Source organism: Nonomuraea sp. MG754425 (assembly GCF_021699195.1).
Classification (GTDB): domain Bacteria; phylum Actinomycetota; class Actinomycetes; order Streptosporangiales; family Streptosporangiaceae; genus Nonomuraea.
In genome coordinates this window covers 1-25,331 of the sequence record NZ_SSXE01000032.1, presented here as the reverse complement: position 1 = coordinate 25,331, position 25,331 = coordinate 1, and the positions used below count along the sequence as shown (strand labels likewise).

Below are 25,331 nucleotides of genomic sequence, written 5' to 3'. Positions count from 1 at the left end.
GGCAGGGGCGGGCCCCGCGCGGGCCCGCCCCCCGTCTCAGGGGACGGCCCGGTAGTGGGTGGTCAGCCGGCCGTCGTCGTCGAGCACGTGGAAGGCGATCAGCGGCGGCAGGTCGTAGTCGAGACACGTCTCGAAGCTGGTGCCGCCCTCCCACGGGAGCGTCACCGTCGACACGACGCCCCCGCCCACCAGCAGCGGACGTCCGGCGAACGTGGTGGCGGCGGCGGTGTGGGCGTGGCCGGTCAGCACGGCGGGCACGCCGTCGCGGCCCGCGAGCAGTTCCGCCAGCCGGCCGGTCTCGTGCAGCCTGATGCCGTCGCACGGCGGGGAGTGCAGCGTCACCGGCGGGTGGTGGAAGGCCACGAACACCGGCAGGTCGGTGCCGTCGAGCACGCCCTCCAGCCAGTCGAGCGTCTCGTCGTCGAGGTGGCCCTCGTCGCGGCCCGGGATGGCGGAGTCGCACATCGCGTAGACGGCCCGCTCGGTGCGCAGGACCTGGTTCACCGGGCCGTCGGAGGGCTGCTCGCCCAGCAGCACCCGCCGGAACTCCCTCCTGACGTCGTGGTTGCCCGGCCCGGCCAGGACGGGGTGGCGGGAGCTGAGCAGCTTGGCCGCCGTCTCGTACTCCTCGGCCAGCCCGTGGTCGGCGATGTCGCCGGTGACGAGCACCGCGTCGAGGTCGCCGGGGATCGCGTCCAGGTAGCGCATGACGGCCGCGGCTCGGGGGACGCTCTCGGGGGTGGCGCCGATGTGGATGTCGCTCAGGTGAGCGATCACGATCATGTGGCTCGGTCCTTCCTGTTCGGCCGGCCCACCCACCGTATGCCCGCCGGCCCGCCCGGGGGAAAGGCCCCTCCCCATGGGAAACCCCGAGCCGGGAACCCTGCGGCGGCCCCGCCCGTTCTACCTGACGAGCGGACGACGGCGGAGGAGAGCCATGGGCTGGCACTACAACAAGTCGATCAAAGTGGGGCCGTTCCGGATCAACCTGTCGCGGCACGGCGTCGGCCACAGCTTCGGCAATCGCCGCCTGTACGTCTCGACCACTCCCGACGGCCGCCGTCACGTGTCGGTGCACCTGCCCGGCGGCTTCCATCTCGGCAAGACTTTCGGTGGCCGGCGCTACCGCCACCACCACTGACCCTCGGCGGTCGCGAGACCGCTTGAGATAGAACGGGCCGGGGGCGAAAGCCTCCGGCCCGTCCACTTCCGTCAGCCTCTTTCGTTTGCCCCCTTCTGCGGACAGAGTGGGCGGATGAGCCCTCATATGACGCCTGAGGAGTTCCGCCACCACGGCAAGCAGGTCATCGACTGGATCGCGGACTACCTCGCCGGCATCGCGTCCAATCCCGTGTTGTCGCAGGTCAAGCCGGGTGAGATCCGCCGCGCCCTGCCCACGGGGCCGCCCGAGCACGGCGAGCCGTTCGAGAGCGTGCTGTCGGACCTGGACCGGATCCTGCTCCCCGGCATCACCCACTGGCAGCACCCGGGTTTCTTCGCCTACTTCCCCTCCAACACCAGCGGCCCGGCCATCCTGGGCGACCTGCTCTCCAGCGGGCTGGGCGTGCAGGGCATGCTGTGGGTCACCAGCCCCGCGTGCACGGAGCTGGAGACCGTGGTCGTCGACTGGCTCGCCGAGCTGCTCGGGCTGCCGGAGCGGTTCCGTACCGACGCGGCGGGCGGCGGCGTCATCCAGGACTCGGCGTCCAGTGCCTGCCTGGTCGCGCTGCTCGCGGCGCTGCACCGGGCGAGCGGCGGCCGGGTCGCGGCCGAGGGGATCGACCGGCGCTACACGGTGTACGTGACGTCCCAGACGCACTCGTCGCTGGAGAAGGCGGCCAGGATCGCGGGGCTGGGCGCGGCGGGCCTGCGGGCGGTGGACGTCGATCCGCGCACGCTGGCCATGGACCCCGCCCATCTGCGCGCGCTGCTGGCCGAGGACGTCGCGGCGGGGGCCGTCCCCGCGATGGTGTGCGCCACCGTCGGCACCACCTCCACCACCGCCGTCGATCCGGTGCCCGCCATCGGGGAGGTGTGCCGGGAGCACGGGGTCTGGCTGCACGTGGACGCCGCCTACGCCGGGGTCGCGGCGGTCTGCCCGGAGTTCCGGTGGCTGAACGACGGGGTGGCCGAGTACGCGGACTCGTACGCGACGAACCCGCACAAGTGGCTGCTGACCAACTTCGACTGCGGCGTGCTCTGGACCGCCGACCGGGCCCCGCTGCTGGAGGCGCTGTCGATCCTGCCCGAGTACCTCAGGAACACCGCCACCACGGGCGGCTCCGTCGTCGACTACCGGGACTGGCAGGTGCCGCTGGGCCGCCGGTTCAGGGCGCTGAAGCTGTGGTCGGTGATCCGCTGGTACGGCGCCGAGGGGCTGCGCGCGCACATCCGCAAGGGCGTCGGGCTGGCGCGGGAACTGGCCGAGTGGATCGGCGCGGACGCCGGGTTCGAGGTGCACGAGCCGCATCCGTTCGGGCTGGTGTGCTTCCGCCCGGTGTGGCCGGGCCTGGACCCGGCCGAGTCGGACGGGGCCACGCTGCGGCTGATGGAACTGCTCAACGCGAGCGGGTCGATGTACCTGACGCACACGAGGATCGCCGGCCGGGTGGTGCTGCGCATGGCCATCGGGGCGACGGCGACCGAGCGGCGGCACGTGGAGCAGGCGTGGGAGCAGATCCGCTGGGAACACGCGGCCCTGTCGGCCTCGCTCCCGGACCGCTGAAACGACATGGCCAACCGCCCGCCGGGGGCGGCGGGCTCGTCAGGTGTAGCGTTCGACGAGTTCGGCGCCGATCCTGGCCAGTTCGGCCCTGACCTCGCCGGGCTCCTCGACCTCCACCCGCGCCCCCCACCCGGCGAGCTGCTCGGCGATCGTCAGCGCCATCGGCGCGGCCACCCGCACCCTGATCCGCCCGTCCTCGGTCTCCCCCAGGGTCTCGCAGTGCCGCCCGAAGTGATCGCGCAGGATGGGCAGGAGCCGGGCGGGGACGAGCACGGTCGCGGACACCGTCGAGCGCCGCCGCTCCATCTCCTCGACGACCCCCTCCCAGGCCCTCGGCAGCTCGAAGTCGTCCGGCCGCTCGAAGCCCTGCTCGGTCACCTCGGCCGCGACGATCCGGTCCACCCGGAACGTGCGCTGCCCGCGCTCGGTGCCCGCCAGGAGGTACCAGACGTCGTCCTTGTCCACCAGTCCCCAGGGCTCGACCAGCCGTTCGGTGCGTCCCCGGTCGCGGCGGCCCTCGTACTCGAGCCGGACGCGCCGCCGCCGTACGGTGGCGTGCTGCAGGACGCCGACCAGCTCGGGCCGCCGCCTGCCGGGCTCGCCCCAGCGGGCGGGATCGACCACGACCGCGCCGGCGGCGGCCTCGGCCTCGTCCCTGAACGTCTGGGGCAAGGCCCGCAGCAGTTTGCGCAGCGCGGACCTGAGCTCGGGCGCCTCCGGCGCGGCCGGCCCGGCGAGCAGGAACAGCGCCTGCGCCTCGTGCGCGGTGAGTCCGGTCAGGTCGGTACGCGCGCCGCCCAGCAGCGACCACCCGCCGCCCCGTCCCGGCTGGGGGTAGACGGGGATGCCGGCGGTGGACAGCGCTTCGAGGTCACGGCGCGCGGTGGCGACGGACACCTCCAACTGCTCCGCCAGCTCGGCGGCGGTCACCTGGCCGCGTGCCTGCATGAGCAGCAGCGCGGCCACCAGTCGATCGGCTCGCATACCGCCCATTCTCCCCCTGAAACCGCTCATCCGCTGAGCACTTTCCATCCAGCCGACCGCCGCGCGGGGGCTCGGTGCTCGTGGCGGGTGGGCCGTCTGTCATCCTGGTGCCGTGTCCAGGCCGCGCATCCTGCTCACCGCCCCGCCCCGTACGGGCAAGACCACCGTCGTCCGCCGCCTCGCCGGGCTGCTGCAGGCGGCGGGCGTGCCGATCGCCGGCTTCCTGAGCGACGAACTGCGCGAGCGCGGGCGGCGGACGGGCTTCACCGTGGAGGACTTCGACGGCCACCGAGCCGTGCTGGCCCACCTGTCGCTGACCTCGAAACCGCACGTCGGAAGGTACGGCGTGGACGTGCCCGCGTTCGAGCGCGTCGCGCTCCCGGCCCTGCGACGGGCGCTGACCGCACGCGGCTCGGTGGCGCTCATCGACGAGATCGGCCCGATGGAGCTGCTCTCACCGGCGTTCCTGCCACGCTGCCTGGCGCTCTTCGAGTCGGGGGCGGCGGTGGTGGCGACCGTTCACCAGCGGGCGCACGCCTCGCTGCGGACGCAGGTCGAGGCCGAACTGATCACCGTGACGCCGCAGAACCGCGACGAGCTCCCCGAGACCCTCGGCCGCCTGCTGATCCCCTGACGCTCAGGGGTTGCGCACCGGCAGGGCGAAGGCCGACAACCCCTGCTCGTGGTGCTCGATCAGCCCGAGCCGCCGGTAGAAGGCGTGGTTGGCGATCCCCTCGGGGGTGGACTCGTGGTCGGTCGTCAGGACGAAGTACCGGCAGTGCGCGTACCGCTCCTTGAGCCGCTCCAGCAGCCGCCGCCCGATGCCCTGCCCGTGAAACTCCTTGTCGACCAGCAGTTCCTGCACGTAACAGACCAACTCGTCGTCGGACACCGTGCGCGCCAGGCCGATCAGCCGCCCGCCGTCGTCCCTCGCCGTGAGGACGGCATGCGAGTTGGCCAGCCCACGGCACACCTTGGCGACGTCGCGCGTCCACACGTTCCAGCCGACGGAGTCGTAGAGGTCGAAGATCTCGGCCTCGTCGAACGAGGTCTCATACGCGATGATCGTCATTGTCATGACTCTAGGACGTCTCATCCTGCTCTGCGGTCTGCCGGGTTCCGGCAAGACCACCCTGGCGCGGCGCCTGGCCGCCGAGCGCCCCGCCCTGCGGCTGTGCCCCGACGAGTGGCTGGCACACCTCGGCCTCGACCCGTACGACGAACAGGCCCGCGACCGCCTGGAGCGGCAACTCTGGCGGCACGCGCGGGAACTGCTGCGGCTGGGCCAGACGGTCGTGCTGGAGTACGGCTTCTGGGCCCGCGCGGAGCGGGACGAACTGCGGCTGGCCGCCCGCGCCATGGGAGCGGCGGTGGAGCTGCACCACCTCGACGCCCCGCTGGAGGAGCTGTGCCGCCGCCTGGACCGCCGCGACGCGTGGGGCACGGTACCGGTCACCCGGGACCTGCTGGAGAAGTGGGCGCCACTCTTCGAGGCACCCGACGAGGCGGAACTCGCGTTGTACGACGAGCCGCCGTGAAGAAAAGGGGTGGAGCTATGGGGATTCGAACCCCAGACCTCCTCCATGCCATGGAGGCGCGCTACCAACTGCGCCATAGCCCCTTGCGATCAACAAGTGTAACGGAGTTCCGAACCCCTCGTGTCACACCGGGGGCTCCGTGATACGTCTTAGGTTTCATGCCGACATTCGAGGACCACCGAAGCGTGCTGACGGCGGTCGCCTACCGGATCCTGGGGAGCGTCGCCGACGCCGAGGACGTCGTTCAGGAGGCGTGGCTGCGCTGGTCCGGGGTGGACGAGGCGGCCGTGCAGGATCCCAGGGCGTACCTGATCAGGGTGACCTCGCGGCTGGCCATCGACCGGCTGCGGTGGGCGAAGTCGCGGCGGGAGTCGTACGTGGGGCCGTGGCTGCCGGAGCCGATCGGCACCATGCCCGACGTGGCCGAGCACGCCGAGCTGGCCGACTCCGTGGAGATGGCGCTGCTGGTGGTGCTGGAGACGCTGTCACCGCTCGAACGGGCGGTGTTCGTGCTGCGGGAGGCGTTCGACCTGCCGTTCGCCGAGATCGCGGAGATCATCGGACGGGCCGAGCCGGCCACCAGGCAGTTGGCGCGGCGGGCCAGGGAGCACGTGCGCGACAAGCGCCCGCGCTTCGACGTGGACCGCGACGAGCGGCGGCGGATCACCGAACGGTTCATGGACGCCTGCACGGCGGGCGACCTCGACGCGCTGATCGAGCTGTTCTCCGACCGGGTGACGATGATCAGCGACGGCGGCGGCAAGGCCAGGGCGGCGCTGCGGGCCGTCACCGGGGCCGGGAACGTCAGCCGCTACCTGCTGTCGATCAGCACTCCGGAGAACATCGCGAAGTTCCTGGCCTCGATCGGCCGGGCGACCGGCGACTCGGGCCTGCCCGGCCTGTCGATGGACCTGGCCGTGCTCAACAACGCGCCGGCCGTCGTGGTCTCGGCGGACGGGCAGGTGGTCACCGTCATCTCGCTGGTGGTCGGGGCGGGGCGGATCGAGACCGTCTACCTGGTGGCGAACCCGGACAAGATCGCCCACCTCCAGCTCTCCTGAGCTCAGGCGGGGCGGCCGGTGTGCATGGTCAGCGTCGCGTCCTCGAGCGTGAGCGCGACCTCGACGCCCGCCAGCTCCGCCGTGCCGGTCACATGGGTGCCGCCGCACGGGATGGACGCCTCGCCCTCGGGGAGCGCGCAGTGCCAGGTGCGGCGGGCCGTCAGCCCGGGGCCGGGCACCTCCACCCGGACCGGGGCATCGGCGGCCACCCACGCCGCCAGCCGCTCGTTCACCTCGCGGGCGATCTCGCCGGGGTCCAGGTCGTCGGCGGAGAAGCCCTTCCTGCGCAGCGACTTGCCCAGGCGGTAGACGTCGAGGCTGGTGTACGGGCCGATCCGCGAGGAGGTGATCGCCGCCTGGTCGAAGTCGGGGTTGCCGAGCGAGTCGGCCCTCGCCTCCTTGCGCCACCGGCCGGCCAGCGCGGCGTTGAGCGCGAGCGCGGCCAGGTGGCAGGCGGTGTGGCCGGCCGAGAGGGCCGCGCGGTAGGCCGGGTCCACCTCGAGGTCGACCTCGGCGCCCACGGGCAGCGGCGTCTCGGTCACGTGCACGACCAGCCACTGCCAGTCCTCGGCTCCGCGACGGGCCGGGATGTCGTCGCCGAGCAGGATCGCGCCGGTGTCCTGCCGGGCTCCGGTCAGGCACTCGACGACGGGCAGGCCGCCGATCGTGCCGCGGTCGGCGGGCTGGTCGGGCCAGGTGTGGTCGAGGGGATGGAACGGGGTCTCGGAGACGACGAGGCCGTGCCGGGCCCCCACCGGCACGGTCTCGACGATCGTGGCGCGGCCACTGGTCAGGCCGCGGGGAAAGGTGACGAGAGTGGAACTCACCCGGCCATTCTCTCGTCCTCCAGGAAGCGGTTGCGGCCGGCGTACAGGCCGGTGAGGAGCTGGGCGGCGAGCACCACGAAGATCATCGTGTACGGCACCGCCCACCCGCCGGTCGTCTCGCGCAGCACGCCCACCAGCAGCGGCCCCGCGCCCGAGATGAGGTACCCGGCGCTCTGCCCGAAGGCCGACAAGGCGGCGGTGCTCTCCGGTGTGCGGGTGCGCAGCGCCAGCATCATCAGCGCCAGCGGGAACGACCCCATGCCCACCGCGACGAACACGACCCACACCATCGCCGTGGACCCCGGCGCGAACCACAGCCCGAGGAAGCCGACCACGTAGAAGGCGACCAGGCCGACCACGACCGGGCGCTGGTCGCGGAAGCGGGAGGCGATCATGGGCACGGCGACCGAGACGGGGATGTTCAGCGCCGTGAACACGCCGAGCATCAGCCCCGCCTGGGAGGTGCTGTAGCCGCTGTCGGTGAGGATGGTGGCCAGCCAGCCGAACATGATGTAGGCGATCATCGACTGGGTGCCGAAGTAGATCGCGATCATCCAGGCGAGCCGGCTCTTGAGCAGGCCGCGGATGCTCGCGTCCCGGCTGCCCGTGTCCCGCTCCGGCTCACTGCGCAACAGCGCAAGCCACGGAATGGCGGCCACGGCGGCCAGGGCCGCCCACACGCCGAGCGCGATGTGCCAGTCGCCCGACGCGCGCTCGATCGGCACGGTCGCGGCGGCGGCGAGCATGGTGCCCGCGGCCAGGGCCGTGGTGTAGACGGTGGTCATGATCCCGGTACGGGCCGGGAAGTGCCGCTTGATCAGCGTCGGGATGAGCACGTTGCCGACGGCGCCGCCGGACAGCGCGACCGCGCTGCTCAGCAGGAACACCGTGGCCGAGCCGGCCAGCGACCTGATCAGCAGCCCGGCGCCCAGCGTGACGAGGGCGAGCAGCAGCAGCCGGTGCTCGCCGAGGCGCCTGGCCAGCGATGGGGTGACCGCGCCGACGCTGGCGAAGGCCAGCACGGGCAGCGTGGTCAGCAGCCCGGTGCCGACGCTCGACATGCCGAGGCCGGCGGAGAGCTGGTCGAGCAGGGTGCCGACGCTGGTGACACCGGTACGCAGGTTGAGTGCGGCAAGGACGATTCCCAGCACGAGGAGCCAGGCCAGCGGGGTGGTTCTGCCTCGGGTCTCTTGGGCGAGCACGCTCATGTTGGGGGATCTTCCTCCGCTCATCTAATCATGGGATGAATCACCACCTTAACAGGACCGAAATGTGCGTTTATTCCTGGACAACGCAGAACTTCTTGAGCGGGTTCACCACGATCTTCGAGCGGGAGCGCGGCAGCGGCTCCCGGGCCTCAACGCCTGCGGCGCAGCCAGAACAGGCCGACCAGGGGCAGCACGAGGGGGATGAACAGGTACCCCCTGCCGTACGCCGACCACACGGTCGCGTCGGGGAAGGCCGCCGCGTCGAGCAGGCTGAGCGTGCCGATGACCAGCACACCGGCCAGCTCGATGCCGAGCGCGACCAGCGCGAGGCGGCGCGCCCCGCGCCACAGCGCGACCGTGAGCAGGATGTAGACCGCCGCCGCGAACGCCGACAGCGCGTACGCCAGCGGCGCCTCGCCGAACCTGGTGGCGATCTGCACACCCGCCCGCGCCCCCGCCGCCAGCGAGAACAGCCCGTAGACCGCGATCAGCGCGCGCCCCGGCCCGGCGCCGATGGCGGTCGTCACGCCACGCCCTGCCAGATCTGCAGCAGCCGGCCCGTCATGACCGCGATCGCGAACCCGGCCACGGCCAGGATCGCCGGACCCCACCGGCTCCGCTCGGCCAGCGCCAGGAACACCCCCGCCGCCGGGATCAGCACCTCGCCCCCGACATAGCCGAACAGCGTGACCTTGTCCTCGGGCCCCCCGCCGCCGGCCACCCCCGCGATCACGAACCCCGCCTGCACCAGCAGGGCCACTTCGAGCAGGGCGAACCCGACCAGCAGCACCATGCCCATCGGCCGGTCGCGGATCGCGACGATCAGGCTCATCAGCATCAGCAGCAGGGAGCCGGAGATCACGATCGTCGAGACGGTGGCGTTCATCGGGGGTAAGGCTACCGCCCGGGTGTGTCGCCCCCGACTTCGGAGCGCAGGTGCCCCTCCATGCCGTCCAGCACCCAGTTCAGCCCGCGTTCGAAGTTGTCGTCGGCCCCCTGGACGCCCTGCTCGATCATCGGCCCCAGCCGGGGGTACTCGCCGCCCTCGATCAGCTCCCTGATGTACGGCTCCGCCGCCGCGGCCCGCTCGTCGTCGTTGATCCCCTGCTCCCTGGGGACGCGGCGCTCCGTGGCCTCCCTGACCACGAACCCGGTCATGTAGTCGTTGAAGACGGCCAGGAACCGCCAGGCCGTCAGCCGATCGACGCCGAGGCCGTCGAAGGCGGCCAGCTTCTGCTCCACGTGCCGCAGCGCGTTGGGCCCCACGGCCACCCGCTGGCCGACCAGGTCGACCCGCCAGGGGTGGCGCCGCACCAGCTCGCGCTCGCGCCGGGCGAGCAGCAGCAGCGCCTCGCGCCAGTCGGCGGGCAGCGGCTCGGCGGCCACCGCCTCGGCGGCGATCTCGTCGGCCATCAGCGCGAGCAGGTCCTCCTTGCGCTCGATGTAGGAGTACAGCGTCATCGCCCGCGCGCCCAGTTCCGCGGCCACCCGCCTGATCGAGACCGCGTCGAGCCCTTCCGCGTCGGCCACGGCGATGGCGGCGGCCACGATCGCCTCCCGGGTCAGCACCGGGCGGCGGGGCGGGGTGGGCCTTGACCAGATCGATGTCACACCCCCGATTTTAGACACCGTACGAAACTGTTACGGTGTACGACATGCGATACGCCGTACGAAACTCCTTCTGGACCACCGGCCTGGTCGTCCTGCTCGGGGTCGTCATGACGATGCTCGACACCACGATCGTCAACGTCGCGCTCGGCACCCTCGCCCGCGACTTCGGCACCTCACTCGCCTCCGTCCAGTGGGCGGCCACCGGTTACCTGCTGGCCCTCTCCATGACGGTCCCGGTCACGGGCTGGGCGGTGGGCAGGTTCGGGGTCAGGAACGTCTGGCTCGTCTCGCTCGTGCTGTTCGCCGGAGGCTCCGTGCTCTGCGCCGCCGCCTGGTCGCTGGGCAGCCTGGTCGTCTTCCGCGTCGTGCAGGGCCTGGGCGGGGGCCTGCTCCAGCCGGTCGGGCAGATGATGCTGGCCCAGGCGGCGGGCAAGGAGCGGATGGGCCGGGCGATGGGCCTGATCTCGGTGCCCGCCATGCTGGTGCCCGTGCTCGGGCCACCGCTCGGCGGGCTGATCGTGCAGGGCCCCGGCTGGCGCTGGCTGTTCCTGGTGAACGTCCCGGTCTGCGCGGTGGCGCTGGTGGCCGCGGTCCTGCTGCTGCCCCGCGCGCCCCGCGCGGGCGCGCCGCCCCTCGACGTGCTCGGCCTGGCCCTGCTCTCGCCCGGACTGGCCGCGCTGGTCTACGGGCTGGCCGAGGTGGGCAACGGGGCCTCGGTGCTGCACCCGGCGGTGTGGCTCGGCGCGGCCCTGGTGGCCGTGTTCGCCGTACGGTCGCTGCGCGGCGGCTCGCTGATCGACCTGCGGCTGTTCGGTGACCGCACGTTCAGCGCGGCGGTGGCCGCGCTCGTGTGCTACGGGGCCGCGATGATCGGCTTCACCCTCCTGGTGCCGCTCTACAGCCAGCTCGCCCAGGGCGGCACCGTGCTGGAGGCCGGGCTGCTGCTGGCGCCGATGGGGATCGGCGCGGCCATCACGATGCCGCTGGCGGGCCGGCTCACCGACAACCGGGGCCCGCGCGGCGTCGCGGCCGGCGGCGTGCTGCTGGCGGTGGCCGGGGTCATGGCGTTCGTGCTGCTCGGCGGGGGGATCGTGCCGATGTTCGTGCTCGGGCTCGGCCACGGGCTGGTGGCCACGTCGATGACGGCGGCGGCGTACCGGACGCTGGAGCCCGCCGCCATCCCGGCCGCGACCACGCTGAGCACGATCACACTGCGGATCTCCTCGTCGTTCGGGGTGGCGGTGGCGGCCGTGCTGCTGCAACTGTCCACCGCGTCGGGTACGGGGCAGCCGTTCACGTTCCCGTTCTGGGTGGTGATCGGGCTGCTCGCGCTCTCGCTGCCGCCGATCGGGCTCATAGGATCGGGTACGTGGAGAAGATCCTCGTCAGCGCCTGCCTGATGGGCCGCAAGGTGCGCTACGACGGCGGCGCGAAGACCAGCTCCGACGCCTGGCTGGCCGGGTGGCGGGCGGAGGGGCGGCTGGTGCCGTTCTGTCCCGAGGTGGCGGGCGGGCTGCCGGTCCCGAGGCTCGCGGCCGAGATCGAGGGCGGCGCGGGCGGGGCGGCCGTCCTGTCCGGCGCCGCCCGCGTGCTGGCGTCCGACGGGTCCGACGTGACGGCCGAGTTCCTGGCGGGCGCGCACGGGGCGCTGGCCGTGGCGCGCGCGCACGGCGTCCGGATGGCGGTGCTGAAGGAGGGCAGCCCCTCGTGCGGGGTGCTGGCCGTCTACGACGGCACCTTCCAGGGGCGCCGGACGCCCGGCCAGGGCCTCACCACGGCGCTGCTGGAGCGCGAGGGCGTCCGGGTGTTCAGCGAGGAGCGGCTGCCCGAGGCCGCCGGCTACCTGCGCACCCTGGAGACGTAGAAGGCGCCGCTCAGCCCGGCGGCGAGCGCGATCGCCATCAGGCTGTGATACCAGGTGAGCAGCGCGCTGCCCGCGTCCGGGCCCAGGGCCAGCGCCATGATCCCCAGCAGCACGCCGCCGAGTGCCGCCGCGTGGCTGTAGACGAGCCCGTCCCAGGCCCACGCCCGGCCCGACAGCGCGCCGAAGGCGCCGCAGAGCAGGGCCGCGCAGCACAACGTCTCGGCGATCGAGGCCGGGACGATCACGGGCTCCCGCACCGGCCCCAGCGCGACTCCGGTGTGCAGCAGCGCGAACGTGGCGAAGACCAGCGCGTAGAGCAGCGCGAGCCAGCCCAGCGACCTCCGGAGTACGTCCATGCCTCCACGTTGCCACCCCGCGAAGGCGGCCGGATCCCCTCTAGGGAGTCGGCTCCGCTACGCCGGAGGATGTAGGCAGCAACCGCCTCACCAGGCGGATGACCTCGTCGATGGTCACCGCGGCGTCGAGGCCGGACTCGCACGCTGCCACCTCGCGCCCGGCCTCGCCCATCATGGTGGTCAGCAGCACCACCAGCACCTGGCTCTCCCGTGAGCCGTCCAGGCCGAGCAGCCGCCGGTTGCCGCCGATCCAGTTCCAGCCGCGCTGCCTGCGCAGCGTGCCGAACTCGGCCGGGCCGTCGTTCTCCAGGAACAGCCTGGCCACCTCGCGCTGCTCCCACGAGCCCTCCAGGTAGGCCCGCGCGCCGGCCAGGAACCGTTCCGCGCTGTCCCCCGCCGCCTTCGCCGCCCGTGCGGTGCGTTCCTCCTGGCCGCGGGTGAACTGCTCCCACAGCGCCAGGAACAGGCCCGGCTTGCCGCCGAAGTGGTGGTACAGGCTGCCGACGCTGATGCCGGACGCCGCCACGATGTCGGCGACCGTGGCGTCGGCGTACCCCTTGGCCAGGAAGACGTCACGGGCCGCGCGCAGCAGAGTGTCGCGGGTGTCGCCCGACCGGCTCCAGCGTCGGCTCCTCATCAGTACTCCCAGGTGTCGGTACGCCGCTCGTGACCGATGCAGAACACCCCCGTGCCGTGCTCCCCCCTGACCAGGTCCACCCGGATCCAGCCGTCGGCGCGGGCGACCTTGGCGGTGTAACCCCCGACCGGGGTGGCCGAGACCAGGCGGCAGCCGTCGGAGCCGAGCGTGAACGCCACCTCGCCGCCCCTGACCTTCACCACCTTGAGCGACGGGCTCGGGGCGTCCTGGGTGCGGCGCGGCGCCGGGGTGGCGGCGGGGGTCCGGTCCCGCGCGGAGGGCTCCGGCACGGGGTGGTCCGTGCTGTTCCGCGCCGCGACCGTCTGCGCGAGGAACGGCTCGACGGCCACGTCGTCCACGAACTCGTCGCGCAGCACGCCACGCACCCCGAACCACGAGACCGACACCGCGACGGCGGTGGCGCCGCACCAGATCGCGGCATATCTCAGCGCTCGACGCATGAGACGCATTATGTACGCCCCCAGTACGGTTGGTCGGCATGGCGACGGTTCTCGTAGTCGAAGACGACGAATTCGTCCGATCGGCGATCATCCACGAGTTGCGCCGGCGCGAGCACGCCGTCCGCAGCGCCGGTTGCGCCCTGGACGCGCTCAGGGAGATCTCGCAGTCCCCACCCGACGCCGTCATCCTCGACCTCGGCCTGCCCGACCTGGACGGATCGCAGGCGCTGCGCATGGTGCGGGGCGTCTCCGACGTGCCGGTCATCGTGGCCACCGCCCGCGACGACGAGGCCGAGATCGTCCGCTGCGAGAACGGCGGCGCGGCACGGACCTCGCTCACCTCGCGGTGAACAGGAAATGCACCGTGTCCCTTTTGTGGAAACTTTCCGGTTTTCTCGCGAGTCCTAATCTGTGGGGCGCGTAGCAAGACGGGGATCTCCTCCCGTGACGCGCCAGGGGGCCCGATGTCCATCGGGAAACGGGGAAGGGACACGGCGATGCCTGTCGACCTGAACAACGCACAACCCCTGGCCTGGGACTCGGCCACGCTCGACGCGGACACCAAGGCGATGCTCGACGAACTCCAGCCGAACATCCTGCGGGCTCACGTACGTGAGCACCTGTCCGTGCTGTTCGTCCGGTTCAACGACGTGACCGAGGGCAGGGCCTTCCTGCGTTCGATCGCCACCACGAAGATGAAGTCGGCCCGCGAGCACCTGCGGGAGATACGGGAGTTCGCCGCCGGCCGCCGGCGCGGCACCCCGTACGTCGGCATCGGCATCAGCAAGGCCGGCTACCGCGACCTCGGCCACTCGGTCGAGGACGTGCGCAGGTTCGGCGACCCGGTCTTCCGCGACGGCATGAAGCGGCGGACCAGCCTCGTGAACGACCCGCCGGCGGCGGAGTGGGAGCGCCTCTACCAGCGGGAGATCCACGCCGTCATCCTGATCGGCGACGCCGGGGCGGAGCCGGTGGAGCGGCTGCGCGCCGAGATCCTCGCCGAACTGCCGGACAGCGCCCGGCTGCTCGGCGAGGAACGCGGCCAGGGCATGCGCAACCCGGCCGGGGACGGCATCGAGCACTTCGGCTACGTGGACGGCCGCAGCCAGCCGCTGTTCCTGAAGGACGAGGTGGACAAGGAGCCGAAGCAGCACTGGGACCCGGCTTTCCCGCTGGCGAACGTCCTGGTGCCGGACCCGTTCGCGCCGGACCCCGTCCGCCACTTCGGCAGCTACCTGGTCTTCAGGAAGCTGGAGCAGAACGTGCGGGCGTTCAAGGAGATCGAACGGGACCTGGCCGACCGCCTGGCCCTCCAGGGGACGGACCGCGAGCGGGCGGGCGCCCTGCTCGTCGGCCGCTTCCGGGACGGCACACCCCTCACACTCAAGCCCAAGCCGGGCGGCGGCCCGGTCGCCAACGACTTCACCTTCGACGGCGACGACGGCTCCAGGTGCCCGTTCTCCGGTCACGTGCGCAAGACCAACCCGCGCTCGTTCGGGCGTGACGTGCTCATGGCCAGGCGCGGCCAGACCTACGGCGAGCGCGCCGACGACCCGTGGGACGACTCCCCGCCGGAGCACCGGCCGAGCGCGGGGGTCGGGCTGCTGTTCATGGCGTTCAACGCCAGCCTGGTGCGCCAGTTCGAGTTCACGCAGCGGAGCTGGGCGAACGCGCCGGACTTCGAGGCCGGGGGGACCGGTCACGATCCGGTCATCGGGCAGGGCAGGCGGGCGGTTCGGGTCGCCTTCCCCGAGGTCTGGGGCCGGCCGGAGCCGTCGGAGCCGCAGGCCCAGGTGGACCGGACGGTCACCATGATGGGCGGCGAGTACTTCTTCGCGCCGTCCCTGGCCTACCTGCGTCACCTGTAGGACCTCCGCGGGGGCCGGGCCGCCCGGCCCCCTGTGGGGCGTCAGCCGGCCTGGATGCCCGCCAGGCCGAGGGTGCCGGCGACGAGCCGCTCCCGCAGCCCCGCGGGCAGACGGGTGAGCAGGCCGATCACGCGGGCGTCGCCGACCGCGTACAGGCGCTTGGGCCTGCGGGCCTCCAGCGCGGCGGTGACCACACGCGTCACGGGCTCGACGGGGCCGAGGCGCTGCTTGGCCATGGCCTCGCCGACGACGGCCAGGTGGCGGGTGTAGAGCGCGGCCCTGCGCGGCTCGGCCAGCGCGAGCGACGCCTCGGCCGCCGCGCCGGCCTTGTCGAAGATCTCGGTCGCGGTGGCGCCCGGCTCGACGAGCACCACGGGGATGCCCCACGCGGCCAGTTCCAGGCGCAGCGCCATGGACATCGAGGCCAGGGCCGCCTTGCTGCCGGACAGCGGGGCCAGGAACGGCATCGGCTGCCGGGCCGTCGGGGCGCTGATGTTGATCAGGCGGCCCTTGCCCGCCCGCAGCAGCGGCAGGAACGCCTGGGTGACGAACACCGGCCCGTACGCGTTGACCTCGAACTGGCGGCGCAGTTCCGCCGGCGGCACCAGTTCGAGCGGCCCCTGCACGATCACGCCCGCATTGTTGATCACCGCGCGCAGCCCGCGGCGGGCCACGTCCCGCCCGACCTGTTTCGCGGCCGCCTCGACGCTGTCCGGGTCGGTCACGTCCAGCGTCACCATGTGTACGTTCGGCAGCCCGGCCAATTCCGGCGCCTCGCCGCGCACCCCGGCGAACACCGTGTAGCCGCGCTCCGCCAGCGTCTTGACCACGGCCCGGCCGATGCCGCCCGACGCCCCGGTGACCAGGACGCCCTCGCGTTCGGACATGAAAGCCCTCCTCATACTTACCTAGGGACATGTACCAAGGTACATGTGAAGCGTGCACGCGATCCCGAGGAGCTGTCAAGATGGCAAGGAACGTGAGGAGAGAGTGAATGTCGCTGCGCTACGGCCTGCTCGGTCTGCTCGCGGAGGGCCCGGCCAGCGGCTACGACCTCGCGAGACGCTTCGAGGCGGTCCTCGGCGCGGTGTGGCCCGCCCAGCAGCCCAAGATCTACGCCGAGCTCAACCGGCTGGCCGCCGAAGGGCTCATCGAGATCGACAGCGAGGGGCCGCGGCGGCGCAAGGCGTACCGGATCACCGACGAAGGGCTCGCGGCGGTGCGCGGCTGGCTCACGTCGGGGGAGGTCGATCACACGCTGCGCATCCAGTCGGTGCTGCGCTCGGCGTTCTTCTGGCTGATGGAACCCGACGAGCTACGCGCCCACCTGGAGCGGGAGCGGGCGCACTTCGCCCGCGAGGCCGAGTGGTACCGCCAGTACGCGGCCGCAAAAGACCGCGGCGACTTCGGCGACAGCCCCCAGACCCGGTCGCTGCGCGTCGCCGCCGAGGCCGGGCACCGCCTCTACCAGGCCCTCGCCGACTGGGCCGACTGGACACTCGACACACGTGAATGAGCAGAAGGATGTACACCGGGTTCGACCCGGCGGGGGAGGCGGCCACCGGCCGCCATTCAGGATGATGTCCATATGACCATCGCGCTGCTGCTCACCCTCGCGGGACTGGCGGTGCTCGACAGCACGAGCTTCGGCACCCTCGGAATCCCGGTCTACCTGATGCTCAGTCTGGACCGGTCGCGGGGCTCCCGGTTGCTGATCTACCTCGCCACCGTGACCGTCTTCTACTTCCTGGTGGGCGTGGCGCTCATGCTCGGGCTGTCCACGGCGATGGACGCCTTCGGCGACGTGCTCGACAGCCGGCTCGCCTACGCGGCGCAACTCGTCCTCGGCGTGGGACTGTTCGCGCTGAGCTGGCGGTTCGACCCGAAGTGGCGGGCCAAGCGGGGGCTGCCCGAGCGCACCTTCGAGCCCCGGGTGGGCGGGGCGCGCACGATGGTGCTGGTGGGGCTGACCGCCGGGGTGCTGGAGGTGGCCACGATGGTGCCGTACCTGGCCGCGATCGGCATCATGACGACCGCGGAGCTGACGGTGGCCCAGTGGGCGCCGCTGCTGGCCGCGTACGTGATCGTCATGATCGTGCCGACACTGGCGCTCGCCGGGCTGCGCGCGGTGACCGGCGGACGGCTGGAAGCCTGGCTGGAGCGGCTGCGGGTGTGGCTGACCAGGCACTCGTCGTCGATGATGAGCTGGGGGCTGGCGATCGTCGGCTTCCTGCTCGCCAGGGACGCGGCGTTCTACCTGTTCTTCCAGTAACCGTAGGATCAGATCTCCGGGGGGAGATCTACCATGTTGCGCGCGTTCCTACGGACCGAGGCGGGCAGCACCACTGTGCTGCTGGCCGCCACCGTGCTCGCCCTGCTGTGGGCGAACTCGCCGTGGGGCGACACCTACGAGGCGTTCTGGCACACCACGACGGGCATCTCCTTCGGCGACGCCCAGTTCACCCTCGACCTGCGCCACTGGGTCAACGACGGGCTGATGACCGTCTTCTTCTTCCTCATCGGCCTGGAGGTCTCCTACGAGGTGCGCCTCGGGCAGCTCAGGGACCGGCGGCTGATCGCCGTCCCGGCCGTGGCGGCCCTCGGCGGGATGCTCGTGCCGGCCGGCCTCTACCTCCTGCTCAACTGGGGCGGGCCGGGCGCGGGCGGGTGGGGCGTGCCGATCGCCACCGACACCGCGTTCGTGCTCGGCCTGCTCGCCGTGGCCGGGGCACGCTGCCCCGACCCGCTGCGCGCGTTCCTGCTGACGCTGGCCATCGTCGACGACGTGCTCGCGATCATCATCATTGCGATCTTCTACACCGCCGAGCTGTCGGTCGTCGCCCTGATCACGGCCGCGCTGCTGCTGGCGGCCATCATGACGCTGCGGTGGCTGAAGATCTGGCGGGCGCCGGCGTACATCGTGCTGGGGTTCGCGCTGTGGGTGGCCACACTGGAGAGCGGCATCCACCCGACGCTGGTCGGCATCGCGCTGGGGATCCTCGTCTTCGTATACGCGCCCACCGACCACAAGCTGCTGCTCGCCGGGGAGGCCGTGCAGGAGTTCACCGTCGAGCCCACCGCGCGGGCCGCCCGGGCCGCCGCGCTGCGCGTCCAGCGGGCCGTGTCGGTGAACGAGCGGCTGCAGCTACGGCTGCACCCGTGGAGCAGCTATGTGATCGTGCCCGTCTTCGCGCTGGCCAACGCCGGTGTCCGGCTCGACGGCGAGACCCTGCGGGCCGCCGCCACCTCGCCGATCGCCATCGGCGTGGCGGCGGGGTTGCTGCTGGGCAAGTTCGTCGGGATCTCGCTGGGCACCTGGCTGCCGCTGCGCTTCGGCTGGGGCGTGCTGCCGGGGAATCTGGTGTGGGGCCAGTTGCTGGGCGGGGCCGCCGTGTCGGGCATCGGGTTCACGGTGGCGCTGTTCATCGTCGAGCTGGCCTTCGAGGACCCCGCCCTGCACGACCAGGCCAAGATCGGCATCCTGGCGGGCTCGCTGCTGTCCGCCGCGCTGGGGTGGCTGATCTTCCGCCTGGCGTGGGACCGCGGCGGAGTGTGCGCCCCGCCCGAGGCCGAACCCGCCGAAGACCTGCCCACCACGCTGGCCGTCCCGGTCGGCCCCGGCGACCACGTGCGCGGCCCGGCCAAGGCGAAGATCACCATCGTCGAGTACGGCGATTTCGAGTGCCCGTACTGCGGACGCCTCCAGCCGATCCTGGAGGAGGTCCTCAGGAAGAACCCGGACGTCCGGCTGGTGTTCCGGCACTTCCCGCTGCGCACCCTGCACCCGCGCGCCGCCCCGTCCGCGATCGTCGCCGAGGCCGCGGCCGACCAGGGGCGCTTCTGGGAGATGCACGACATCCTCTACGACAACCAGCGCTACCTCACCGACGCCGACCTGGAGCACTACGCGACCGAGCTGGGCGTCGAGCCCTGGTCCGACGTCGCCCGTCACGTCGCCAGGATCGGCGTGGACGAGGCGTCCGGCCGCGACGGCGGCGTACGCGGCACCCCGACCCTGTTCCTGAACGGCGTGCGCTACGAGGGCGGCCACGACCTCGACTCGATCACCCGTGCGGTGGAAGAACTCCGCCTGCCCGCGTAGCGTCGTCGCATTGTCGTCCGACTTCTGGAGTGGCTGCTGATGTCCTCGATATCCCACATCATCAACATCCTCAATGTGATCGTGATGCTCATCGTGCTCCTGGGCGGCGTCGCGCTGATGGCGATGCGCAGGGGCGAGCACGGCCGCGCGGCCGTGGCAGGCATGGTGGGCTGCATCGTGCTGCTGGTGGGAGCGGTGGTCAACGGCGCGTTCATCTTCATGGTCCCCTCGCTCATCTCGTCGATGGGAATCGACGGCTACCAGACGCTCCTGCTGGTGCTCAACCTGGCCTCCCTGTTCCTCCAGGTGACCGGTACGGCGCTGCTGATCTGGGCGGTGGTCGCGCGCCGGAACCCGTCCCAGGCGGCTGCCCAGACCGGCCAGCCCGCCTGGCAGCAGCACCAGCCGCAGCATCACCAGCAGCAGGGACAGTGGCAGCAGCAGGGGCAGCCCGAGTGGCAGCAGGGGCCGCAGCACGCGCCGCAACAGCCGCCGTATCAGCAGCAGCCCGGTTGGCAGACGCCGCAGCAGCCCCCGTTCGGCCAGGGCCAGGGCTGAGCCCGCGCGCGGCCGTTCGCGAACAGGCCGCTCGCGGGTGCTCGGCTCACGGCCGGCCCAGGTACTCCGTCCACGTGATCCGGCCCGCCGGCCGGGCCGTGGTGGTGAGCCGGCCGGCCCGGAAGGCGCGGCCCAGCGCGCCGGGGATCCGCACGCGGACCACCGGCCTGCGCGACCGGCGCGCCCGCAGCCAGTTCCGCGCGGCCTCCTCCATCGTCAGCGTCTCGGGCCCGCCGTACTCCTCGATCTTCCCGGCCGGTTCCCGCCCGGCCAGCGACACCAGGTGGCCGGCCAGGTCCCGTACGTCCACCGGCTGCGCCGGGATGCCGGGATCGACGACCATGAGGCCGAGCTTGGCCATCGCCCGCAACGCCTGGTCCACGAACTCGTGGAACTGCGTGGCCCGGACGATCGTCCACGGCACCCCGCCGTCCTGGATGAGGCGCTCGGCTCGGACCTTCGTCCGGAAATATCCCCACGGCACCTGGTCCGCGCCCACGATCGAGAGGTAGACCAGATGCCGCACCCCGGCCTCCCGTGCGGCGGCGAGCAGCGCGGCGGTGCCGTCGAGTTCCACCCGGAGCGTGTAGCGGCCCCGGTAGGGGGCCGAGGCCAGGTGCACGATCACGTCCACGCCGGACACGGCCGCCGCCACGCCGTCGCCGCTGGTCAGGTCCGCGACCGTCCAGCGCACGCCGCCGTCGGCGGGCCGCGCCGTACGGCTGGTCGCCCGCACGTCGTGGCCCGCCTCGGCCAGTCTTTCCAGCAGGGCGCGCCCGAGCCGCCCGCTCCCGCCCGTCACGAGTACAGCAGTCATGGCAACGGGACGGGACAGCCGGGCCAAGTGTGACAATGTTGATGTACCCGACACTCCGCAGCGTGTGCGAGGGGATCATGACGCGAAAGCAGCCCGGCCCCCAGGACCCCGATCCCAACCAGACGATCCGACTCCGTGTCCCCCGTCCCGGGTCCGCCGCTCAGGGGCCGCCGCAGCCGCCCTCCACACAGCAGCCGCCCTCGGCACAGCAGCCGCCCTCCACGCGGCGGCTGCCGTACACGCCGGACATGCTGCCCGACGTGCCGCTCTACGAGGCCAAGCCGTCACGGTCGGGGTGGTGGTGGGCGATCGTGGCCGGTGGGCTCGTGCTGCTGCTCGCGGCCGTGGCCGTGGTGGCGCTCCTGTGGGGACGTTCCACCGCCGACGCGGGCTCCGGCTCGCGCGCGTCAGGGACTTCCGCGGCCGTCACGTTCCGCTGAGACCCGCCGGTCCACCGCCTGTCACGGGCCGCGCACCATGAGCGCCCGTGGCGGGAGCGTGCGGGGCCGGCCCGGCCAGGCCGGCGATTAGGTTGATCAACTTATGGATATAAGCCCAGTCGGAATCTTTGGGAGCGCTCCCGAACGAGCGTCCCAACCTGACCGAAAGGGCAACGCTTGTCCCCCTCACCCTCGCGACTGGCCGCGGCCTTATCCGGCTTCGTCCTCGTGCTCGCCGGCGTCGTCGCCGGCCCGCCGCCCACCCAGGCGGCCGTCACCGACCCGGCTGCGACCCAGCAGGCCACCACCCCGCTCACCCTCACCCTCATCACGGGCGACGTCGTCGAGTACGCGCCCCCGGCCGCGGACGGCGTCCCCTCCATCGCCGTCAAGCAGGCCCCCAGGCCCGACGGGGCCCAGGTCACGTTCGCCACGCTGCCCAGCAAGGACGGCGGCTACCTCGTCCTGCCCTCCGACGCCGCCGCCCTGGTCGCCGCCGGAACGCTCGACGAGGAACTGTTCGACGTCGAGACGCTCGCCCGCGACCGGCGCACCGACGCGATCCCCCTCCTGGTCACCTACACGGGCGGGCCCGCCACCCTCGCCAAGGCGGCCGGCGCCCTGCCCGCCACCGAAGGCGTCCGGGTCCTCGGCAGTGTCAACGGCGCCGCGATGAGCGTGCCCGCCGGGCAGGCGGAGGCGTTCTGGGCGGGGCTGCGCACCGACCGGGCCGCGAGCGGGCGCTCGGCCACCGGCGTCGGGAAGATCTGGCTGGACCGTACGACACGCGCGTCCCTCGACCAGAGCGTGCCGCTCATCGGCGCGCCGACCGGCTGGGAGAAGGGCTTCGACGGCAAGGGCGTCAAGGTCGCCGTGCTGGACACCGGCATCGACGTCGACCACCCCGACTTCGCCGGCCGCATCCTCGCCACCGAGAACTTCACCAACGCCGCCGGCATCGCCGACAGGAAGGGGCACGGCACACACGTCGCCTCGACGATCGCCGGCGCGGGAGAGAAGTACAAGGGTGTCGCCCCGGCCGCGTCCCTGCTGGTCGGCAAGGTGCTCAACGACAGCGGCAACGGCGAGTGGTCGTGGGCCATCGCGGGCATGGAATGGGCCGCCGAGCAGGGCGCCGACGTGGTGAACATGAGCCTCGGAAGCTGCTGCGGCAACGGCACCGACCCGATGAGCCAGGCGCTGAACGAGCTGACGAAGAAGCACGGGACGTTGTTCGTGACGGCGGCCGGCAACGAGTACGAGCCGCTCACCGTGAGCGTCCCGGCGGCGGCCGACGAGGCCCTGGCCGTGGGCGCGGTGGACAAGACGACGGGCACCACGCTGGCCGACTTCTCCAGCAGGGGCCCCCGCCTCGACGACGCCGCCGTCAAGCCGAACATCGTCGCCCCCGGCATCGACATCGTCGCCGCCCGCTCGTCCGGCTCGTCGCTGCCGGGCGTCCCCGGCGACGACCGGCACACGACGCTCAGCGGCACCTCCATGGCGACGCCGCACGTGGCCGGGGCCGCCGCGATCCTCGCCCAGCAACATCCTGGCTGGCAGGCGGCCGAACTGCGCGACGCGCTCACCTCGACGGCCGAGACCGTCGAGGGCCCCAACTGGTTCGAGCAGGGCAGCGGCCGGGTGGACGTGGCCCGCGCGGTCACCCAGACCGTCTTCGCCACCTCGGCCGTGGACTTCCACCTGCCCGGAGGCAAGCCGGCGACGCGCCAGGTCACCTACCGCAACACCGGCGCCGAGCCGGTCACCCTGGACCTCACCCTGCGCACGCGCGGCTGGAGCGGGCAGCCCGCCCCCTCCGACGCGGTCGCGCTCGGGACGAAGAGCGTCACCGTCCCCGCCGGCGGCACCGCCACCGTGGACCTGACCGTGACCCCGAAACGGGGCGCGACGGGCGCGTACGGCGGCTGGGTGACGGCCGCCGCCGGTGAGACACGTGTGGTGACGCCGTTCAGCTACTACACCGGCCCGGCCACGCACCGGCTCGGGGTGTCGCTGGTCAACTCGTACGGGACCAAGGAGTTCGTCCCCGGCTACCAGGCCGAACCCCTCGTGTACGCGATCCCGGCCAGGCGCGGCAACAGCCCGGAGGACCCGTTCAACCCGTACGGGTACTACTACCTGCGCACCGACTACTCGGGCGACGGCGAGTTCTACCTCCCGGCCGGCGACTACGAGGTGATCGGCGTCCTGCCGGAGGGCGGCCTGGCCAACCGCAGCAGTTGGGTCATCGCGAACGTCAGCCTCGACGGCGACCGGACGGTCGTCCTCGACGCCCGCACCACCACCCGCATCCGTCCTGACCTGACGAAACCCGCCGACGGCAACGGCTACGCCTACTACGTGCGCACGTTCACCGACCGCACGTTCCCCGTCTCGATCTACGGGGGCACGGTGGGCGGCGGTCATGACCTGTACGTCACCCCGGTGGCCTCCGTGAAGACGGGCAAGGTGCGGCTGTCCACCCAGTGGAACCTGGAACCCCCGACCCTGTCGTCCGTCAGGGCGGGGAATCTCACGTTGCGTCCGGCGTACAACATGGACGCCATGCGCGACCTCCCCGCCGCCACGACCTACCCCATCGTGTCCGTGGGCCAGGGACGGGCCGAGGACTTCGACGGCGTGGACGTCACGGGCAAGGTCGTGCTGGCCGGGATCCCGGTCGAGGGCTCCGACCGGCCGTACGTGACCGCGGCCGGCAACATGGACCAGACGGCCCTGAACGCGGCCCGGCGCGGGGCGGCCGGCATCCTCGCCTACCTCGACGTGGACGGCGGCCAGGCCCGCGTGCCCGGAGGCGGCGCCCCGGCGTTCCAGCGCCTGGGGCTCACCGCCGCCGAAGGACGGGCGATGCGATCGGCTCTCTCCCGGGGGCCGCAGTCGCTGCGGCTGGAGCCCTACACGGGGCCGGACATCGTCTACCACCTGCGCCTCGACTCACGCGGCCGGATCCCCGCCCGTCCCGTGAAGGTGGACCTGAAGGACCTCGTACGCGTCGACGCCGCCTACCACGCCGACAAACCGGACACCAGCGGCTGGGAGTACGGCGAGTCGACCACCGGCGAGGAGCCGGGACGCCTGACGTACGGCAACTCGATGCGCATGCCGGCGGCCCGCACCGAGTACTTCGGCCCCGTCTCGGACGACGTCATCTGGTCCCGCACGATCACGAACGCCGGACTGGTGCTGCGCTCCGACGACCGCTTCACCCGGCGCGACGACCGCCGGGTCACCGAGCAGTGGTTCAAGGCGCCGCTCGTGCCAGGGGCCGCCGACGTGCCGTCGGGGTACCCGGTGACGCTGCCGTGCGCGTTGTGCCGGGACGGGGAGCGGTTCGTGCCGGGTGACCAGTGGCGCGACTCCGACCCTCGCCACTACAGCAACCTCAGCCCGATGACGTCCGCGCCCCGGCTGTTCGTCGGGGACCAGGAGGCGGCCGTGCAGGGACGGCGGCCACGCTCGTTCACGGTGCCGGAGGGGAAGGGGGCGTACCGGCTGGAGACCGTGGACACCACCGGCCGCACCCTGTCCGCCAAGGTGACCACGAGCACGTCGTTCGCCTCCCCGTCGGGGCCGTCGGGGACACCGCGCGGGTACACCTGCTCGTTCGGGACGTCCTGCGCGTTCCAACCGGCCAGCCAGATCACCTATGACCTGCCGCTCGACCTGCTGAACCGGGCGGCGGCCGGAAAGCCGTTCGCCTTCGAGCTGCGCGCCGGGGCGCACTCAGCGGCGTCCCGGGCACCCGACGTGCGCCGGATCACGGTGGAGTACTCGGTGAACGACGGCGCCGCCTGGCAGCCGGCCGGCCGCGTCACGAAGCACGGCAAGGATCGCTACCGGGTCGAGCTTTCCCATCCGCCGCTGGCGCAGACCGGCGGGTACGTGTCGTTGCGCGTCACGGCGACGGACGGGGCGGGCGGCTCGACCACCCAGACCGTCGAACGGGCGTACGGCCTGAAGTAGCCCACCACCAGAACCGAACCCACCACCAGCGATCACCAGAACTCACCAGCCGAACCACAAGCCACGAGCCGGGACCCTGGACCAGGAGCCAGGCATGGCCGGGGCCGGGGCCGGGGCCGGGACCGGGACCGGAGCCGGAGCCGGAGCCGGAGCCGGAGCCGGAGCCGGGGGCCGAGAGGGCCGAGGGACATGCACCCTCGGCCCTCTCGTGCGTTCACACAGCAATTCCCCCCACCGGCACCACCCAACCCACCAACCTCACCGGCACCAGCCCGACACCACCGAAC

Annotated in this window: 28 protein-coding genes and 1 tRNA gene; 15 read left to right on the top strand and 14 right to left on the bottom strand. The window is 72.4% G+C overall.

Annotated elements, in window-relative coordinates:
- Positions 1 to 36 precede the first annotated feature (36 nt).
- Positions 37 to 783 (bottom strand): metallophosphoesterase, encoded by a 747-nt coding sequence (locus FAF44_RS14165; RefSeq protein ID WP_237103590.1) that lies wholly within the window; start codon positions 781 to 783, stop codon positions 37 to 39.
- A gap of 154 nt (positions 784 to 937) precedes the next feature.
- Between FAF44_RS14165 and FAF44_RS14160 the strand changes: the two genes are divergently transcribed.
- Complete coding sequence (locus FAF44_RS14160; protein ID WP_237103589.1) at positions 938 to 1,141, top strand: DUF4236 domain-containing protein; 204 nt, start codon at positions 938 to 940, stop codon at positions 1,139 to 1,141.
- 126 nt (positions 1,142 to 1,267) lie between these two features.
- Positions 1,268 to 2,725 carry a pyridoxal-dependent decarboxylase gene (locus FAF44_RS14155; protein ID WP_237103588.1) on the top strand — a complete coding sequence of 486 codons (1,458 nt, stop codon included), beginning with the start codon at positions 1,268 to 1,270 and terminating at the stop codon, positions 2,723 to 2,725.
- Positions 2,726 to 2,764: 39 nt separating this feature from the next.
- Here the strand turns inward: FAF44_RS14155 and FAF44_RS14150 are convergent, their stop codons facing one another.
- Positions 2,765 to 3,709: a YafY family protein gene (locus FAF44_RS14150; RefSeq protein ID WP_237103587.1), complete on the bottom strand. Its 945-nt coding sequence runs from the start codon at positions 3,707 to 3,709 to the stop codon at positions 2,765 to 2,767.
- A 112-nt stretch (positions 3,710 to 3,821) separates the two neighbouring features.
- Between FAF44_RS14150 and FAF44_RS14145 the strand changes: the two genes are divergently transcribed.
- Positions 3,822 to 4,343, top strand: a complete 522-nt coding sequence (locus FAF44_RS14145; RefSeq protein WP_237103586.1) for a nucleoside-triphosphatase — start codon at positions 3,822 to 3,824, stop codon at positions 4,341 to 4,343.
- A 3-nt stretch (positions 4,344 to 4,346) separates the two neighbouring features.
- Here FAF44_RS14145 and FAF44_RS14140 read toward each other — a convergent pair whose 3' ends face one another.
- Positions 4,347 to 4,781 (bottom strand): GNAT family N-acetyltransferase, encoded by a 435-nt coding sequence (locus FAF44_RS14140; protein WP_237103585.1) that lies wholly within the window; start codon positions 4,779 to 4,781, stop codon positions 4,347 to 4,349.
- Positions 4,782 to 4,785: 4 nt separating this feature from the next.
- Between FAF44_RS14140 and FAF44_RS14135 the strand changes: the two genes are divergently transcribed.
- On the top strand, positions 4,786 to 5,247 hold the full coding sequence (locus tag FAF44_RS14135) for an AAA family ATPase (RefSeq protein WP_237103584.1): 462 nt from the start codon (positions 4,786 to 4,788) through the stop codon (positions 5,245 to 5,247).
- A 10-nt stretch (positions 5,248 to 5,257) separates the two neighbouring features.
- On the opposite strand, the gene FAF44_RS14130 is transcribed toward FAF44_RS14135, so the two are convergent.
- Positions 5,258 to 5,330: transfer RNA gene (locus FAF44_RS14130), tRNA-Ala, on the bottom strand.
- A 75-nt stretch (positions 5,331 to 5,405) separates the two neighbouring features.
- On the opposite strand from FAF44_RS14130, the gene FAF44_RS14125 reads away from it, so the two are divergent.
- Positions 5,406 to 6,308: an RNA polymerase sigma-70 factor gene (locus FAF44_RS14125; RefSeq protein ID WP_237103583.1), complete on the top strand. Its 903-nt coding sequence runs from the start codon at positions 5,406 to 5,408 to the stop codon at positions 6,306 to 6,308.
- Positions 6,309 to 6,310: 2 nt separating this feature from the next.
- On the opposite strand, the gene FAF44_RS14120 is transcribed toward FAF44_RS14125, so the two are convergent.
- The 5 genes from FAF44_RS14120 to FAF44_RS14100 all read right to left on the bottom strand — a co-directional run bounded on the left by FAF44_RS14120 (position 6,311) and on the right by FAF44_RS14100 (position 9,954).
- A complete protein-coding gene (locus tag FAF44_RS14120) occupies positions 6,311 to 7,135 on the bottom strand; it encodes a metal-dependent hydrolase (RefSeq protein WP_237103582.1) in 825 nt (274 codons plus the stop codon).
- Positions 7,132 to 8,367, bottom strand: coding sequence for an MFS transporter (locus FAF44_RS14115; RefSeq protein WP_308193324.1), 1,236 nt, complete (start codon positions 8,365 to 8,367; stop codon positions 7,132 to 7,134). Before FAF44_RS14115 ends, FAF44_RS14120 begins: the two co-directional genes overlap by 4 nt.
- Positions 8,368 to 8,492: 125 nt before the next feature.
- Positions 8,493 to 8,870 carry a hypothetical protein gene (locus FAF44_RS14110; RefSeq protein WP_237103581.1) on the bottom strand — a complete coding sequence of 126 codons (378 nt, stop codon included), beginning with the start codon at positions 8,868 to 8,870 and terminating at the stop codon, positions 8,493 to 8,495.
- A complete protein-coding gene (locus tag FAF44_RS14105) occupies positions 8,867 to 9,229 on the bottom strand; it encodes a hypothetical protein (protein ID WP_237103580.1) in 363 nt (120 codons plus the stop codon). The genes FAF44_RS14110 and FAF44_RS14105 overlap by 4 nt, the downstream gene beginning before the upstream one ends.
- An 11-nt stretch (positions 9,230 to 9,240) precedes the next feature.
- Positions 9,241 to 9,954: a TetR/AcrR family transcriptional regulator gene (locus FAF44_RS14100; protein ID WP_237103579.1), complete on the bottom strand. Its 714-nt coding sequence runs from the start codon at positions 9,952 to 9,954 to the stop codon at positions 9,241 to 9,243.
- A gap of 44 nt (positions 9,955 to 9,998) precedes the next feature.
- On the opposite strand from FAF44_RS14100, the gene FAF44_RS14095 reads away from it, so the two are divergent.
- A complete protein-coding gene (locus FAF44_RS14095) occupies positions 9,999 to 11,354 on the top strand; it encodes a DHA2 family efflux MFS transporter permease subunit (protein WP_237103619.1) in 1,356 nt (451 codons plus the stop codon).
- Positions 11,324 to 11,818 (top strand): DUF523 domain-containing protein, encoded by a 495-nt coding sequence (locus tag FAF44_RS14090; RefSeq protein ID WP_237103578.1) that lies wholly within the window; start codon positions 11,324 to 11,326, stop codon positions 11,816 to 11,818. The genes FAF44_RS14095 and FAF44_RS14090 overlap by 31 nt, the downstream gene beginning before the upstream one ends.
- On the opposite strand, the gene FAF44_RS14085 is transcribed toward FAF44_RS14090, so the two are convergent.
- The 3 genes from FAF44_RS14085 to FAF44_RS14075 are packed head-to-tail and all read right to left on the bottom strand — an operon-like array spanning position 11,794 to position 13,272.
- Positions 11,794 to 12,174 (bottom strand): hypothetical protein, encoded by a 381-nt coding sequence (locus FAF44_RS14085; protein WP_237103577.1) that lies wholly within the window; start codon positions 12,172 to 12,174, stop codon positions 11,794 to 11,796. The two genes, FAF44_RS14090 and FAF44_RS14085, sit on opposite strands and share 25 nt — an antisense overlap.
- A 40-nt stretch (positions 12,175 to 12,214) precedes the next feature.
- A complete protein-coding gene (locus FAF44_RS14080) occupies positions 12,215 to 12,811 on the bottom strand; it encodes a TetR/AcrR family transcriptional regulator (protein ID WP_237103576.1) in 597 nt (198 codons plus the stop codon).
- Positions 12,811 to 13,272 carry a hypothetical protein gene (locus FAF44_RS14075; protein ID WP_237103575.1) on the bottom strand — a complete coding sequence of 154 codons (462 nt, stop codon included), beginning with the start codon at positions 13,270 to 13,272 and terminating at the stop codon, positions 12,811 to 12,813. Before FAF44_RS14075 ends, FAF44_RS14080 begins: the two co-directional genes overlap by 1 nt.
- 38 nt (positions 13,273 to 13,310) lie before the next feature.
- Here FAF44_RS14075 and FAF44_RS14070 point away from each other — a divergent pair, with 38 nt between their 5' ends.
- Both FAF44_RS14070 and FAF44_RS14065 read left to right on the top strand, forming a co-directional pair.
- Positions 13,311 to 13,622, top strand: coding sequence for a response regulator (locus tag FAF44_RS14070; protein WP_308193323.1), 312 nt, complete (start codon positions 13,311 to 13,313; stop codon positions 13,620 to 13,622).
- A 147-nt stretch (positions 13,623 to 13,769) separates the two neighbouring features.
- Positions 13,770 to 15,140 (top strand): hypothetical protein, encoded by a 1,371-nt coding sequence (locus FAF44_RS14065; RefSeq protein ID WP_237103574.1) that lies wholly within the window; start codon positions 13,770 to 13,772, stop codon positions 15,138 to 15,140.
- A gap of 41 nt (positions 15,141 to 15,181) precedes the next feature.
- Here the strand turns inward: FAF44_RS14065 and FAF44_RS14060 are convergent, their stop codons facing one another.
- On the bottom strand, positions 15,182 to 16,027 hold the full coding sequence (locus FAF44_RS14060; RefSeq protein ID WP_237103573.1) for an SDR family NAD(P)-dependent oxidoreductase: 846 nt from the start codon (positions 16,025 to 16,027) through the stop codon (positions 15,182 to 15,184).
- Between the two features lie 107 nt (positions 16,028 to 16,134).
- Here FAF44_RS14060 and FAF44_RS14055 point away from each other — a divergent pair, with 107 nt between their 5' ends.
- The 4 genes from FAF44_RS14055 to FAF44_RS14040 all read left to right on the top strand — a co-directional run bounded on the left by FAF44_RS14055 (position 16,135) and on the right by FAF44_RS14040 (position 19,800).
- Positions 16,135 to 16,656 (top strand): helix-turn-helix transcriptional regulator, encoded by a 522-nt coding sequence (locus FAF44_RS14055; protein WP_237103572.1) that lies wholly within the window; start codon positions 16,135 to 16,137, stop codon positions 16,654 to 16,656.
- A 72-nt stretch (positions 16,657 to 16,728) separates the two neighbouring features.
- Complete coding sequence (locus FAF44_RS14050; RefSeq protein WP_237103571.1) at positions 16,729 to 17,412, top strand: GAP family protein; 684 nt, start codon at positions 16,729 to 16,731, stop codon at positions 17,410 to 17,412.
- Between the two features lie 33 nt (positions 17,413 to 17,445).
- The gene (gene nhaA / locus FAF44_RS14045; RefSeq protein ID WP_237103570.1) at positions 17,446 to 19,242 is read left to right on the top strand and encodes a Na+/H+ antiporter NhaA; all 1,797 of its coding nucleotides are present in this window, start codon (positions 17,446 to 17,448) and stop codon (positions 19,240 to 19,242) included.
- 39 nt (positions 19,243 to 19,281) lie between these two features.
- Positions 19,282 to 19,800 carry a hypothetical protein gene (locus tag FAF44_RS14040; protein ID WP_237103569.1) on the top strand — a complete coding sequence of 173 codons (519 nt, stop codon included), beginning with the start codon at positions 19,282 to 19,284 and terminating at the stop codon, positions 19,798 to 19,800.
- A gap of 46 nt (positions 19,801 to 19,846) precedes the next feature.
- On the opposite strand, the gene FAF44_RS14035 is transcribed toward FAF44_RS14040, so the two are convergent.
- Entirely contained in the window at positions 19,847 to 20,617 is a 771-nt protein-coding gene (locus FAF44_RS14035) for an SDR family oxidoreductase (protein WP_237103568.1), read from the bottom strand.
- 77 nt (positions 20,618 to 20,694) lie between these two features.
- On the opposite strand from FAF44_RS14035, the gene FAF44_RS14030 reads away from it, so the two are divergent.
- Positions 20,695 to 21,057 carry a hypothetical protein gene (locus FAF44_RS14030; RefSeq protein ID WP_237103567.1) on the top strand — a complete coding sequence of 121 codons (363 nt, stop codon included), beginning with the start codon at positions 20,695 to 20,697 and terminating at the stop codon, positions 21,055 to 21,057.
- A gap of 177 nt (positions 21,058 to 21,234) precedes the next feature.
- Positions 21,235 to 25,044 carry a S8 family serine peptidase gene (locus tag FAF44_RS14025; protein WP_237103566.1) on the top strand — a complete coding sequence of 1,270 codons (3,810 nt, stop codon included), beginning with the start codon at positions 21,235 to 21,237 and terminating at the stop codon, positions 25,042 to 25,044.
- Positions 25,045 to 25,331 lie beyond the last annotated feature (287 nt).